Consider the following 12,846-nt stretch of genomic DNA (forward strand, 5'->3'; position numbering starts at 1 on the left):
TATTTCAATTTTGAATCATAATTTAAAATCGAAACAAAATGAAAACTTTAAAACAACTAATGTTGCTTTTTTTAATGTGTATAGCAACACAAACCTTTGCTCAAGGACAATTATCATCTCCAGATAATGTAACACCTAAATACTTAGAAACTATTTTTGAGAATGCCTACATGGATGTGTTGGACGTTAAAGACACGTTTATAAAAATAAAAGATAGCCAAACAATGTACTTAGATATCGATCCTAAACAAAGATATATAAGTATTAATAGTGTTTATACTGTAAAAAAAGGCGCTAAAAAAGACGAAATTTTAGAGGTGTTTAATACCGTAAACAAAGAAGTGATAATGATTAAATGTTATTATAACGAATCTGCTCATACGGTATCATTCTACTATTACTTTTGGATAGATAATGGGTTTTCTGACAAAACCTTTGTAAGTGCTGTAAAGTTATTTCAAAGCGGAGTAACGTTGGCTTTACAAAAAGATGTAAATAAGACTGTGTTTTAATTAAAGAAGTTATGAAAGCTATTAATCTACTTTTAATTATTTTTTGTGTTCAATTATCATTGGCACAAAAAGCAGAGCAACCTAACAATTCTTACGATTTAGGCGCAACAATTAACGAAATGACATTAACTGTTGGTGGCATTTTAGTAGTCGCAACAAATGATGGTTTAGTAGGAATAAATCCAGAAACTAGCACACCTACATTTACATTTAATAATTTTGGTAAGTTAACTCCAGAAGAAACTATTTTTGTAGAAGATTCGCCATATATCATAGTATCACAAGGTGCAGGCTCTAAATTAGCAGGTATTACAAAAACTAAAAGAGCAGTTATTAATTACATAACAGGAAAAGTGATTTTTAACTCAGATAATGATAATTGGAATCAAGTTTACACATGTAATATCTTTTTACCAGACAATAAATTAGTAGTTAGTGGTATCCAAAAAACAGGCACAAAAGCTGAAAAAATGACACCTAAAGTTGCAGTTTACGATTTAAGCACACAACAATTAGATTACAGTTTCTTTTTAGATAAACCAGGTAGAGTAGGCGTAGCTAAAGATTTTAGTGTAACAGGATTACCATTATTATTAAAAGATTTTTTAATCATTCCAACAGCTCAAGGTTTAATTGCTAAATCTCATACAGGTGAAGATTTATGGACAAACAAGATTAAAAGAGTAGCTTGGATGGTGTCTGATAAATCTGAAAAAGAAATTTATGGTTTTGAAACCACAACAAACGGAAAAAACACAAGAATACATAAAATTGGAGCAGATGGAAAAGAGCTATGGCAAGACGATAGAAAAGTAAAAGGAATCGTATCTAATTTTGAAATATTACCGCAAGGTATAGCTGTTGTTAGTAATAAAAGCGATGGCGGAGATAAAAGTGTATTCTCTCAAAAAAACGAATCTGAAATCGCTTTTTTAAGTGCTAGTACAGGAGAAGATCTTTGGGAAAAAGCACCAAAAACTAAAGGTTATGTGCAGCACTTTTATGTTCAGGATGATGGGATTTTATTCGGAATCCAGCAAGGAGGAATAAATAAGATTTCTTTTGAAGGAGAAACGTTATTTAAAAAACCATTAAAAACAGGAGAAAATATAATGGTTATGGCAAATTCACCTCAAGGATTAATTTATATAACTAGCGAAGATGCAAATATTGTTAACCTAAAAACAGGTGAGCAAGTTTGGGATAAGCCATTAAAATATAAAAATTCAGCTTCTGTAGCGTCAACTTTTGATGCCGATAATAATAGATATTTAATTGCAGCAGATGGTACTATTTTTAGTATTGATGCAAATTCTGGAGATACACAAGATTTTGCAAAAGTAAAGTTTGACGAAAAAGAAGACGCTAACCAAATGGAGATGAGAAACGGTAACATTTACCTAGCCTCATCTCAAAATATGATGGTTTTAGATAAAGATGGTAACGAAGTGTATCATAAATACTATAAATCACCATCAAAAAGCGGTTTTATGAAAGCCTTATCTGGCGTAGTAGCTGTAGCGTCTACAGCACTAACTATGGCGCATTCTTATCAAGCAGGTTTAAATAAAACACGATACGGTAGTGCTAATAATCTAGATAACTACAATGATTATGGAAAAGAAAACAAAAGAGCTGCAGATATGTTTGCCTCTATAGCAGACGAGTCTTTTAAAATCATGTCAAAACGTTTTAAAGCAACTGCAGCTACAGAAAACTCACAATTCATTTTAACTAAATTAGATGATGGCGTTGGTTTAGTTAAAGTAAATAAAGATAATGGTAATGTAGATAAAGAAATTATTCTTAAAGACAAAAAACCAGAATATCAAGTAGACGAAGTAGCAGGTGTGCTATTTTATAAAGCCAATAAAAGCACCATTTATGCATATAAATTATAGTATGTAAATACTAAAAACGCGCTATTAATCAATCTGTAAACACCAACATTTAAAATAAGTTTTACTTATAAGTTGGTGTTTATTTTTTTAGTTTTTTTTGAAATCTAATATTTATCACTTTACTTTATAAGACTAAAACCAACATAAATGAATCGCTATTATTTCATTTTCTTTTTTATAGGATTTAATCTCTTCGCTCAAGATCAAAACACATATCTAGATAGTATAAGCAACCAAATTAAAACCCAAAAGCCAAAACAAGCTTTAAATACTATTATTGAAATTCCCTACGGAAGTTTTGTCGCAGAGCTAGAAAAGTCAGAACAATTATTTAATAAAGGGATAGAACTTTCTAAAAGTATAAACGATAGTATTGCTTTAGGCGAAATTATGTTTAAATACGGTCAACTTAAATCGTATCAAAATAAATTTGATCAAGGGTTAGAGTACACTTTGCAAGCAATAAGAATTTTTGAACATCAAAAAAATAATACAAAAGCAGGTATAGCTTACGGTGGTTTAGGCTACAACTTAAAAACTAGAGACTTAGATAAAGGGTTTTATTACATGCAAAAAGGAATAAAACTACTAGAAATTGAAAATGATTTAGAAGGTTTAAATCCAGTATATGATAATTATGGCGTATTGCTAAGTATGGACAAAAAACTTGATAGCGCTTTATACTATCAATATAAATCTTTAGCTATAAAGAAGCAGTTAAAAGATAGTATAGGGCTTGGTTATAGCTACGCAAATATAGCTAATACGTTTGCCGAAAAACAAAACTATGAATTAGCTAAAACCTACGTAGATAGCTCTTCGGTTATACGAAATAAAATTGCAGATAATTATGGAATAACTGTAAACTACGTGCATATAGCAGAAATTTTTCAACAAGAAAAAAACTACATTAAAGCTATTGATAATTATAAAACCTGTGCAGAATTAGCTAATAAATACAAGTACAAACATTTAGAAAAATACTGTTATCAAAATATTGCTACATGCTATAAAAAACTAAACAAATACAAAGATGCTTTAGACTTTAATGAAAGATTTCAAGCTTTAAAGGATAGTACAAACAATGTAGCAACGCAGAATAAGATAGAAGAACTCCAAATACAATTTGAAACCGAAAAAAAAGAAAAACAACTAGCAGAAGCAAAATCTGATATATTAATTAAAGAAGCAAAAATAAAGAGAAAAACCACCTTAACTTATTACGCATTTGGTTTAGCTTTCTTTTTAGGATTAATAGGTTATTTAGTTTATAAACAACAACGCTTAAAAAACAAGCAAATAATTAAAGAAAACGAACTAAAAGAGGCTTTAATAAAAATTGAAAATCAAAATAATTTACAAGAACAGCGATTAGCTATTTCTAAAGATTTACACGATAATATCGGTTCTCAGTTAACCTTTATAATTTCGTCTTTAGACAATTTGAAATATTTTGATTTCACCAAAGAAAAACTTTACAATAAGTTTGATTCTATAGGCAACTTTACCCGAAGTACAATTACCGATTTACGCGATACGATTTGGGCAATGAATAAAGAAGAAATTACTTTTGAAGACCTTAAAACAAGAACCACCAATTTTATAGAAGCAGCAAAAACCTCTTTATTAGGTATTGATTTTGAGTTTAATTATCCTAAGGATACAGATAATGTTAAGCTTAATTCACTTCAAGGAATAGACGTATATCGCATCATTCAAGAAGCAATAAATAATGCGGTAAAACACGCAAAAGCAACTAAAATTGTAGTTAATTTTGAGATAGTAAATAACGATTTGAAAATTTCGATTATAGACAATGGTATTGGGTTTGATCAATCAACTATAGAGGCTGGTAATGGTCTGTCATCAATGAAGAAAAGAGCAAATGAAATTGATGCAGATTTTGAAATGAAATCTTCCGACCAAGGTACAGAAATTACCATAAAATTTAAAATGTAATTTTTATTAAATAGGGCAATTGCCTTATTTTAAAAACTATTAATCTTTTTTAAATTTGATAGTCATCTAATGTTCAATATTTGCGTTATGAACTATCCAATTTTTATACTATTCTTAGTTACTTTAATATTACTTTTTTGGCATTTTAATGTTGTTAAAAAAGAAATACATCATCATAATTTAATTGTTCATGATTTTCAAAATAAGTTAGACAAGCAAACCAATCTAAAAGAGTATTTGGCTAAACAAAATTCAAAAATTAATATCAAAAGGATTAACATTAAAATATCTATAATTAAAAATCAAATTGAAATTTTAAAACAAATTTCAATTAATAAAGAGAGCAACTAAAATGAAAATAGCTATTATAGACGATAACAGTTTTTTAATTTCTTCTATAAAAGAGAAGCTCTCTTTTTTTGAAGAAATTCAGGTAAAATATACCGCCAATAATGGTGCAGATTTATTAGAAAAACTTGATAAAGACCATAATTTAGACGCGCTTTTAATGGATATAGAAATGCCTGTCTTAAACGGTATCGAAACAACATTAGCTGTAAAACAAAAGTATCCGCAAATAAAAATAATTATGCTAACGGTTTTTGATAATGACGAGAATATTTTTAACGCCATAAAAGCAGGAGCAGATGGGTATTTATTAAAAGATGTTAATCCACATGAGCTATTTAATGGTATTGTAGATACCTTAAATGGTGGAGCAGCTATGAATCCTTCCATTGCATTAAAAACATTAAAGTTACTCCGTAATCCAGTAGATTTTAAAGATGTATCAAAAGAAGAAATTAATTTAACCAACAGAGAAGTTGAGGTTTTAGAGCAATTGTCAAAAGGATTAAGCTATAAAGTTATAGCAGATAATTTGTTTTTATCACCTTCTACAGTAAGAAAGCACATAGAAAATATTTACTCAAAACTACAAGTACACTCAAAATTAGAAGCCGTACAAAAAGCAAGGCGTAATAATCTGATTTAGAGGTTTTCAGTATGTTTTGTAAGATAAAATCTACAAATAGTATCTTAAACTAAGATATGTTCTTTTGGTCGAAAAAAAAGATACAAACTCAAAGATAGTTTTAATTTTATAAAGCTATTAATCATATTTCACTATAAGCACCAGATTAATAAACTTATTAAAAGTTTATTAAATCTGGTGTTTTTTTATTATCAATTTAGTAACATTTAAATTATTTAGTCTCAATAATATAAATCTATTTTTGCAAGGCTATTAATCTACATATAAAAAAAGCATCTTTTGTTTTTTGTAAACATTGGTGCTTTTTTATTTACCTTTAAATTATGAGAAAAATAGTAGTAGGAATATGCATAACTTTAATGGTTATATTTATCATAAATAAATGTTCTAATAAAGAAGAAATTCTTATTCAAGAACATTCTACATTAATAGAAAAGCAAATAAAAAACGTTAGTAAGCTAGTTGTTACCGAAGGTAACTTTAGCGAAGTTTTTAGCTATAAAAATAGCAAAGCAGTATTTGGAGATTTAATAGAGGTTGAAAAAAAAGCACTAGTTGTCGTTAATGCAGAAGTGACGGTTGCTTACGATTTAAGTAAAATTGAATTTAATTTAGACGAAGAAAATAAAACACTAACCATTACAAAATTACCAGAACAAGAAATAAAAATTTTCCCTGAGTTAGAATATTATGATGTACAAGCAGACTTTTTAAATCCTTTTAAAGCTGAAGATTATAATGCTATCAACAAAAAAGTAAAACAGCAAATAACTAAAAAGATAAATGCATCTAATTTAAAATCAAATGCAGAGAATAGATTAGTTAGTGAGCTATCTAAATTCTATATTTTAACCAATAGTTTAGGTTGGACATTGCAATACAACCAAAAAGTAATAGATAAAGTAGAAGATTTAAAATTATAAGTCTAACTTTTTAGCAAGGTTAAGCCAACCGCCACCATTTATAGTCTCAACACCATTTTGTCGTAAAATAGCTGCAGCACTTCCAGATCGCATACCACTAGCACAACATGTAATTACAGGTTTGTTCCATTTTTTAATATCGGCAACTTTACTTTGTATGCTTGGTAATGGTATATGTTTAGAGCCAGGTATAGCTCCAGAATCATATTCGGCTTTAGACCTAACATCTAAAATTATTGCACCTCTATTTTGAAAGTCTTTAATTTTTTCATTTTTATTACCGAAAAGAAAGCTGAAAATTCCCATAATCTAATAGCTGTTTTTAATTGATGTAAAAATACAAAACATAGTATAGTTCTTAGTAACAATTGTTACTTCTGCTTAAAGATATAGTTTAAACTCTTAAATTTGTAACTACACAAACTAAAAAATCATTTATGGCTCAGTCTTACGTAAAGCAAACTACCAAAAATAATATAGCATTTATCGAGTTTTTTACTCCAGAACATAATGCAATGCCAAGTCCTATTTTAAAAGAATTAGCGCAAGTAATCACCAATGCAGGTAACGATGATGAAGTAAAAGTAATTGTTTTAAAAAGTGGTGGCGACCGTACATTTTGCGCAGGAGCAAGCTTTAAAGAGTTAATTGCGATAGATAATTTAGAAGCAGGAGATTTATTTTTCTCTGGTTTTGCTAATGTTATCAATGCCATGCGTACTTGTGGTAAAATTATTATTGGGCGCGTACAAGGTAAAGCTGTTGGTGGCGGTGTTGGTTTGGCTAGTGCAACAGATTATTGTTTAGCAACCAAATATGCAGCTATTAAATTAAGCGAAATAAGTATTGGTATTGGACCATTTGTAATCGAGCCAGCAGTTTCTAAAAAAATAGGAGCAACCGCATTTTCGCAAATGACTATTGATGCCGAAAATTTTTACTCGGCAGAATACGCAAAAGACAAAGGACTTTATGCAAATGTTTTTGAAACCATTGAAGAATTAGACCAAGCAGTAAACGAACTCGCAAATAAATTAGCTAGTTATAATCCAGAAGCGTTATCAGAACTTAAAAACGTACTTTGGCAAAACACCGAAAATTGGGACACGTTACTAAAAGAACGCGCCAAAATTAGCGGTAAATTAGTGCTAAGTAGTTTTACAAAAGAAAAGCTAGCTAGTTATAAGTAGTTTAACTTAAAACAGCTTCTTCATTTACAATTTTAATGCCGTCATCTATTAAATGACCAATTTTAGGTCGGTTTTGTTTAATAGTTTCTAGATGGTTTAAAATAGAAGTACATAATTCTTTTTCATTGCCTTTAAAAGCTAATTCGTATAACTCGACAGGTAAAAGCCAATCGTTAGGGAATTTATCCTGTAACTGTTCTAAAACTTTAGTTCTAGAAATGGTTTTATTAGTACCTTCTCTGTAATCTCTAACTTGTTTGTAAAGTGAAATAAGTTCAAGTTTCTCTGGCGATTTCTCCTCATGAATGGTATTACTACTAATTTTATGAGAAATTAAATCAAAACTATGTAAATCTGCAGGTCCAGAATATCCAGATATAACCTCTTTTCCTACAGCCATATCATATTGTCCCCATTCTGGTTTAAATAAAACTGTATCGTTATGTTTTACGGTACAGTTTTTAAAGCTTATTAATATAATTTTTCCTTGTAGGTTTCTAGTTCCTGTAATGATTTCGCCAGTTACGGTAATATTACCCTCAAATTCAAGCGTTACAGTTTCACCTTCATAAATATCATATGCACGCAAATCTCTTGGTGACATATCTTCAATAGCAAGATTAATACCTTTTAATTTTCCTATTGGAGACCCAAAACCTTCTGGATGCTCTAAAGTACTATGACCTACTAATTCTTTATCACGATTAGCCAATGCAGTTTTACCAGTGGTTTGGATGTAGTGCACTTTTCCGTTAGTTTCTATAACATTAGTAAATACTCCCGAAATTTGTAAACCTGTACTTAATTCTATGGTGCCTAGTGCGTTGCTTTCTATTAATTTATTTACTGCGCTTGCGCCGCCAGTACGTAATGCCATAGTATTTGCAAATTCTTCTAAAACTAAACTTAAGTGCGCAAAGTCTGGTGTGACAAATAGTTGTGGTTGTGGTTTTGTAATATCAAAATCCTGAAAAGTAGCTTCTATAGAGTACGGTAGTTTTTTCACTTTATCGGTCATGCACCAAGCACTTTCCCCGATAGAAGATAATAATCCAGCTCCGTAAATTTTAGGCTGTTCAAGTGTGCCAATTAAACCGTATTCTACAGTCCACCAATGTAAATTTCTTATTAAAGCCATTTCGCTTGGTTTACCCATATTTTGTTGTAAATCTTCAACTTTTTTTTCGGCTTTATCAATCTCGTCTTGTGGCGTATTTGGCGCTTCTTTTATTATAGAAAGATGTCTTACAGCATCATATAATTCGTAATCTTTTGCGCTACTAATCGCTTTGCAACCAATTTCACCAAAACGTCTTAAATATTCTGCATATTCTGGATTTGCAATAATTGGAGCATGTCCTGCGCCTTCATGAATAATATCTGGAGCAGGTGTATATTCTATGTGCTCTAATTGTCTAATATCACTAGCAATAACTAAAACATTATAAGCTTGAAACTCCATAAAAGCATTAGGAGGAATAAACCCATCTACTGCAACTGCAGCCCAACCAATTTCTTTTAAAATACGATTCATACCATACATGTTTGGTATAGCATCAATACTAATTCCTGTTTGTTTTAAACCGTCTAAATAAGAATGATGAGCAACTTGGCTTAAGTAATCTACATTTTTACGCATAGCATAGCGCCAAACGGCTTGATCAATAGCACTGTAATCCTCATAGTTTTGAGGTTTTATAAATTGCGTTAAGTGCTTAGGTAAGCGCTCTAAGATAGGATTAGTTTCGATATTTTTTAAGCTCATTGTAATAGGGTTTGCTATTATGTAAAAATACTAAAATTTACACTAAAAATAGAATGCTGTAAAACAGTATATTAGTCAATAAAAATTTTTAATTTTGTTTAAAAATATTAGACAAATGCTAACTCCTTTAAAATTTCAACCTCTATTTAAGTATAGAATTTGGGGCGGAAACAAATTAAAAACCGTTCTTAATAAAGATTACGATTCAGAATCTATTGGTGAGTCTTGGGAAATCTCTGATGTACCTAATGATGAAACAGTAGTTGTAGATGGATCATTAAAAGGTTACACTTTAAAACAACTAATAAAAGAGTTTAAAGGCGAATTTTTAGGAGAAAGCGTGTATAAACAGTTTGGTGAAGCTTTTCCGTTGCTTATTAAATTTATAGATGCTAAAACACCACTTTCAATACAAGTACATCCTAATAATGAATATGCAAAAGCACATCATAATTCCTTTGGGAAAAACGAAATGTGGTACATCATGCAAGCAGATCAAGACGCTAATATTATTGTAGGTTTTGAAAAAGAAATTGATAAAACACAATTTAAACAGCATTTAGAAGATAAATCTGTTTTAGATGTAATGCATCATGAAAATGTAAAAAAAGGAGATGCATTTTATATTCCAACGGGACGTATACATGCTATTGGAGCAGGAGTTATGTTGGCAGAAATACAACAAACATCAGATGTAACTTATCGTGTTTATGATTATGATCGTGTAGACAAAACAACAGGTAAAACAAGAGAGTTACATACAGAACAAGCTACAGAAGTGCTTGATTTTAATGTAGAAAGTAGCTACAAGACTGATTATCAAAAAGAATTAAATACATCTAATAAATTAATTCATTCTCCATATTTTAAATCTAATTTTCTACCAATTAAAGGAGAAGTAAAAAAAGATTACAGTAATGTAGATTCTTTTGTGATTTACATGTGTGTTTCTGGTCAAGCTGTAATTCAATATCAGCAAAAAGATTATGCCATAAACATAGGAGAAACCATTCTTTTACCAGCATCTGTAAATGACGTTATGTTAAAGTCTGATGACGCTCAAATTTTGGAGGTTTATTTTTAAGGACTAAACAAACATCTTAGTATATTTGCAGCATGATATTAGCATCACAAATATTATTTATTAGTACAACCGAAGTGTTTTTCATACTCTTGGTGGTTGTTATGCTGTTCGGAGCTAAAAATATACCAGATATCGCTAAAGGGTTAGGGAAAGGTATGCGTACATTAAAAGACGCTACCAACGATATTAAACATGAGATTACAAAATCTGCAGAAAATAATGGTATAGATACAAGCATTACCAAAGAAGTAAACGAAGAGTTAAACAAAGTAAAAGACGATTTAGAGCAGTTTACAGGTTCAATAAAACGTAACAAATAAAACTTTTTAGGATATTATAATAAGTGTCGCTCCATACTTTTATATCCTTTTTATTTTAGAGGAAAGTAGAAGAGAAAGCTATTTTTAAACCTCAGCTTTTTTAGTGCAATAGTATATTATACTTCAATGGGATTAATCGCTAAAACACATATTAAATTTTACACTAAACTTCTGTTTTTTTTAGAGAATTCATAATTTTACGAGTTAATATTTGTTAATTATTTATATATTTAATTGATTAACCGATAAACCAATAATTATGAAAACTTTTCCCTTTAAGCTAGCAATATTTTGTTTAGCAATTGTTTTTATGCAATCTTGTCAAGAAGAAGACGTGCATGAAGATCAATCTTTTTCAGATCAACAAGTTAAAGATCCTTTAACAGTACAAGAAATTAATAGTAAAATAACCGAAAGTTTAGAAACTACAGGTGATTTTGATTGGAGCCAAGTAGATGCACATACACTTTGGAGTGCAGTTACACACGGTAATAATATTTTAACGATAGGTTACGGTCAAGAAGATGAATATTTTAGTGAAGTAAAATCTGAAAGACTAAAACAAAACCTAGAAAAAATTCTTCAAATTGTAGAAGCTACTGAAGGATATAAACGAAGCGAAAAAACATTAGTAGAGCATGATATTATTAATGTTGTCGATGTTCAGGTTGAAAATTTTGAAACAATAAAACGCTTAAAATCAATCAATGGTGTTAGGTATTTAGAGCCTAACGGATATAATCAATATTATTCGACCAACACAAGTAGTCAACGATCTTTGTCAGATTCTGGATGTTCTAAAAATGGAGAAACTATAAATTCTGCACATTATTCTACTGTAGCTCCAAATAATGCGCAAGTGTCTTGGCACTTCTATCAGCACAATATTCCACAAGCATGGAACTATTCAACAGGATCTGGTATTACTGTAGGATTAATAGATACAGGTGTATCTCAATCTCAAACTTTATTAAATAGTTCTGGATTTAACGACGGATATTCAAACGGTCGTTTTGTTCAAAAGTACGGGACATTTATAGATTCTTCTTGGTGGTGGAGTAGCAATTATGATGGTCCACATGATAAATGTGGTCATGGTACGCAAATGGGATCTACCATTGCTGCTCCACGTAACGATAATGGAATGCCAGTTGGTGTTGCTTATAATGCAAACCTTGTGGCTTACAGGGCTACGGAAGATGTAGTTTTAAATGATTATCACGAGCGTAAAGGTGTAAGTGATGCATTAACTCAATTAGGAAACAGAAGTGATGTTAAAATAATCTCGATGTCAATAGGTTATCCGTGGTCAATTGGTAATATAAAAGATGCAGTTAAATACGCATACAGTAAAGGAAAATTAATTTTTGCTGCTGGCGGAACATCTACAAACTTCACTAACTGGTATGGTGTTATTTTTCCAGCAACTATGAGCGAAACAGTTGCAGTAACTGGTATTACAGATGGCGCATATTATGAAACTTGCGATGTGTGTCACGAAGGTGATAAAATAGATTTTACTATCGTAATGGAAGGTGATAATAATACTAGTAAACATCCGCCAGTTTTAGGATTTTATAACGGACAAAGACAGTATACAGGCGGATCTTCTGTAGCTACAGCAACAACTGCAGGTATTGCTGCATTAGTTTGGTCTAAATATCCAAGTTGGAGTAGAAGTCAAGTTCTGAATAAATTAAAGCAATCTGCACATTTATATCCTAATAAACATTCTAGTTTTGGTTACGGAACAATAGATGCTTTGCAAGCTGTACAATAATTAAATTGAAATAAGTCACAAAAAAACCTCTTCAAATTGAAGAGGTTTTTTAAAATAATCCATTTGTATTAGGAGAATCTTTATCTATTATTTGACCAAGATCCCAAAGTTCGGTTATTTTATTATCCGAATTAAATTTAAAAATATGGACAACCGCAATATCTAATTCTGCTTTACAAACAAGACTATGTGTGATTACAGTATTTTGGTCTTCAAAACATTGCTTAATGTCAATGCTCTTGTTAGGGTTTGTATCATGCGCATCTTGCATAGCCTTTAACAAAGCATCTTTACTTCCTTCAAAGTATTGATTATGATGAATAAATTCTTCAGATACATATTTATTAAAAGCAGCATTAACGCCACCTAATCCAGCAAGTTTTAAAAAATCTATTGCAATTTCTTTTCTATTCATCTT

Annotated in this window: 13 protein-coding genes; 10 read left to right on the top strand and 3 right to left on the bottom strand. The window is 30.3% G+C overall.

Annotated features, from left to right (window positions below; all coding sequences use genetic code 11):
- Positions 1-38: 38 nt before the first annotated feature.
- The 6 genes from FHS04_RS10340 (at position 39) to FHS04_RS10365 (ending at position 6,289) form a co-directional block, all read left to right on the top strand.
- Positions 39-512, top strand: coding sequence for a YbjN domain-containing protein (locus FHS04_RS10340; protein ID WP_027880291.1), 474 nt, complete (start codon positions 39-41; stop codon positions 510-512).
- An 11-nt stretch (positions 513-523) separates the two neighbouring features.
- Positions 524-2,413, top strand: coding sequence for an outer membrane protein assembly factor BamB family protein (locus FHS04_RS10345; RefSeq protein ID WP_106676632.1), 1,890 nt, complete (start codon positions 524-526; stop codon positions 2,411-2,413).
- Between the two features lie 147 nt (positions 2,414-2,560).
- Positions 2,561-4,372 (top strand): ATP-binding protein, encoded by a 1,812-nt coding sequence (locus FHS04_RS10350; protein ID WP_106676634.1) that lies wholly within the window; start codon positions 2,561-2,563, stop codon positions 4,370-4,372.
- A gap of 87 nt (positions 4,373-4,459) precedes the next feature.
- Positions 4,460-4,723 carry a hypothetical protein gene (locus FHS04_RS10355; protein WP_106676636.1) on the top strand — a complete coding sequence of 88 codons (264 nt, stop codon included), beginning with the start codon at positions 4,460-4,462 and terminating at the stop codon, positions 4,721-4,723.
- A gap of 1 nt (position 4,724) precedes the next feature.
- A complete protein-coding gene (locus FHS04_RS10360) occupies positions 4,725-5,366 on the top strand; it encodes a response regulator (RefSeq protein WP_106676638.1) in 642 nt (213 codons plus the stop codon).
- Positions 5,367-5,689: 323 nt separating this feature from the next.
- Positions 5,690-6,289, top strand: coding sequence for a DUF4230 domain-containing protein (locus FHS04_RS10365; protein ID WP_106676640.1), 600 nt, complete (start codon positions 5,690-5,692; stop codon positions 6,287-6,289).
- Here the strand turns inward: FHS04_RS10365 and FHS04_RS10370 are convergent.
- Complete coding sequence (locus FHS04_RS10370; protein ID WP_106676642.1) at positions 6,284-6,595, bottom strand: rhodanese-like domain-containing protein; 312 nt, start codon at positions 6,593-6,595, stop codon at positions 6,284-6,286. The two genes, FHS04_RS10365 and FHS04_RS10370, sit on opposite strands and share 6 nt — an antisense overlap.
- Positions 6,596-6,726: 131 nt before the next feature.
- Between FHS04_RS10370 and FHS04_RS10375 the strand changes: the two genes are divergently transcribed.
- Positions 6,727-7,479, top strand: coding sequence for an enoyl-CoA hydratase/isomerase family protein (locus tag FHS04_RS10375; protein WP_106676644.1), 753 nt, complete (start codon positions 6,727-6,729; stop codon positions 7,477-7,479).
- A gap of 1 nt (position 7,480) precedes the next feature.
- Here FHS04_RS10375 and FHS04_RS10380 read toward each other — a convergent pair whose 3' ends face one another.
- Positions 7,481-9,244, bottom strand: a complete 1,764-nt coding sequence (locus tag FHS04_RS10380) for an aromatic amino acid hydroxylase (RefSeq protein ID WP_027880283.1) — start codon at positions 9,242-9,244, stop codon at positions 7,481-7,483.
- Between the two features lie 115 nt (positions 9,245-9,359).
- Here FHS04_RS10380 and FHS04_RS10385 point away from each other — a divergent pair, with 115 nt between their 5' ends.
- From FHS04_RS10385 to FHS04_RS10395, 3 genes are all read left to right on the top strand, one after another.
- Positions 9,360-10,328, top strand: coding sequence for a type I phosphomannose isomerase catalytic subunit (locus FHS04_RS10385; RefSeq protein ID WP_106676646.1), 969 nt, complete (start codon positions 9,360-9,362; stop codon positions 10,326-10,328).
- Between the two features lie 32 nt (positions 10,329-10,360).
- Positions 10,361-10,648: a Sec-independent protein translocase subunit TatA/TatB gene (locus FHS04_RS10390; RefSeq protein ID WP_036227460.1), complete on the top strand. Its 288-nt coding sequence runs from the start codon at positions 10,361-10,363 to the stop codon at positions 10,646-10,648.
- A 259-nt stretch (positions 10,649-10,907) separates the two neighbouring features.
- A complete protein-coding gene (locus FHS04_RS10395; protein ID WP_106676648.1) occupies positions 10,908-12,428 on the top strand; it encodes a S8 family peptidase in 1,521 nt (506 codons plus the stop codon).
- Positions 12,429-12,477: 49 nt separating this feature from the next.
- Here FHS04_RS10395 and FHS04_RS10400 read toward each other — a convergent pair whose 3' ends face one another.
- On the bottom strand, positions 12,478-12,843 hold the full coding sequence (locus FHS04_RS10400) for a nuclear transport factor 2 family protein (RefSeq protein WP_106676650.1): 366 nt from the start codon (positions 12,841-12,843) through the stop codon (positions 12,478-12,480).
- Positions 12,844-12,846: the final 3 nt, after the last annotated feature.

Origin of the sequence: Mesoflavibacter zeaxanthinifaciens subsp. sabulilitoris (genome assembly GCF_014191595.1) — a bacterium.
GTDB classification, from domain to species: Bacteria; Bacteroidota; Bacteroidia; order Flavobacteriales; family Flavobacteriaceae; genus Mesoflavibacter; species Mesoflavibacter zeaxanthinifaciens.

What these genes read in the sequence shown, in the direction of transcription:
- FHS04_RS10340 (WP_027880291.1), top strand. Translation starts at nt 39, where the DNA reads ATGAAAACTTTAAAACAACTAATGTTGCTTTTTTTAATGTGTATAGCA.
- FHS04_RS10345 (WP_106676632.1), top strand. Translation starts at nt 524, where the DNA reads ATGAAAGCTATTAATCTACTTTTAATTATTTTTTGTGTTCAATTATCA.
- FHS04_RS10350 (WP_106676634.1), top strand. Translation starts at nt 2,561, where the DNA reads ATGAATCGCTATTATTTCATTTTCTTTTTTATAGGATTTAATCTCTTC.
- FHS04_RS10355 (WP_106676636.1), top strand. Translation starts at nt 4,460, where the DNA reads ATGAACTATCCAATTTTTATACTATTCTTAGTTACTTTAATATTACTT.
- FHS04_RS10360 (WP_106676638.1), top strand. Translation starts at nt 4,725, where the DNA reads ATGAAAATAGCTATTATAGACGATAACAGTTTTTTAATTTCTTCTATA.
- FHS04_RS10365 (WP_106676640.1), top strand. Translation starts at nt 5,690, where the DNA reads ATGAGAAAAATAGTAGTAGGAATATGCATAACTTTAATGGTTATATTT.
- FHS04_RS10370 (WP_106676642.1), bottom strand. Translation starts at nt 6,595, where the DNA reads ATGGGAATTTTCAGCTTTCTTTTCGGTAATAAAAATGAAAAAATTAAA.
- FHS04_RS10375 (WP_106676644.1), top strand. Translation starts at nt 6,727, where the DNA reads ATGGCTCAGTCTTACGTAAAGCAAACTACCAAAAATAATATAGCATTT.
- FHS04_RS10380 (WP_027880283.1), bottom strand. Translation starts at nt 9,244, where the DNA reads ATGAGCTTAAAAAATATCGAAACTAATCCTATCTTAGAGCGCTTACCT.
- FHS04_RS10385 (WP_106676646.1), top strand. Translation starts at nt 9,360, where the DNA reads ATGCTAACTCCTTTAAAATTTCAACCTCTATTTAAGTATAGAATTTGG.
- FHS04_RS10390 (WP_036227460.1), top strand. Translation starts at nt 10,361, where the DNA reads ATGATATTAGCATCACAAATATTATTTATTAGTACAACCGAAGTGTTT.
- FHS04_RS10395 (WP_106676648.1), top strand. Translation starts at nt 10,908, where the DNA reads ATGAAAACTTTTCCCTTTAAGCTAGCAATATTTTGTTTAGCAATTGTT.
- FHS04_RS10400 (WP_106676650.1), bottom strand. Translation starts at nt 12,843, where the DNA reads ATGAATAGAAAAGAAATTGCAATAGATTTTTTAAAACTTGCTGGATTA.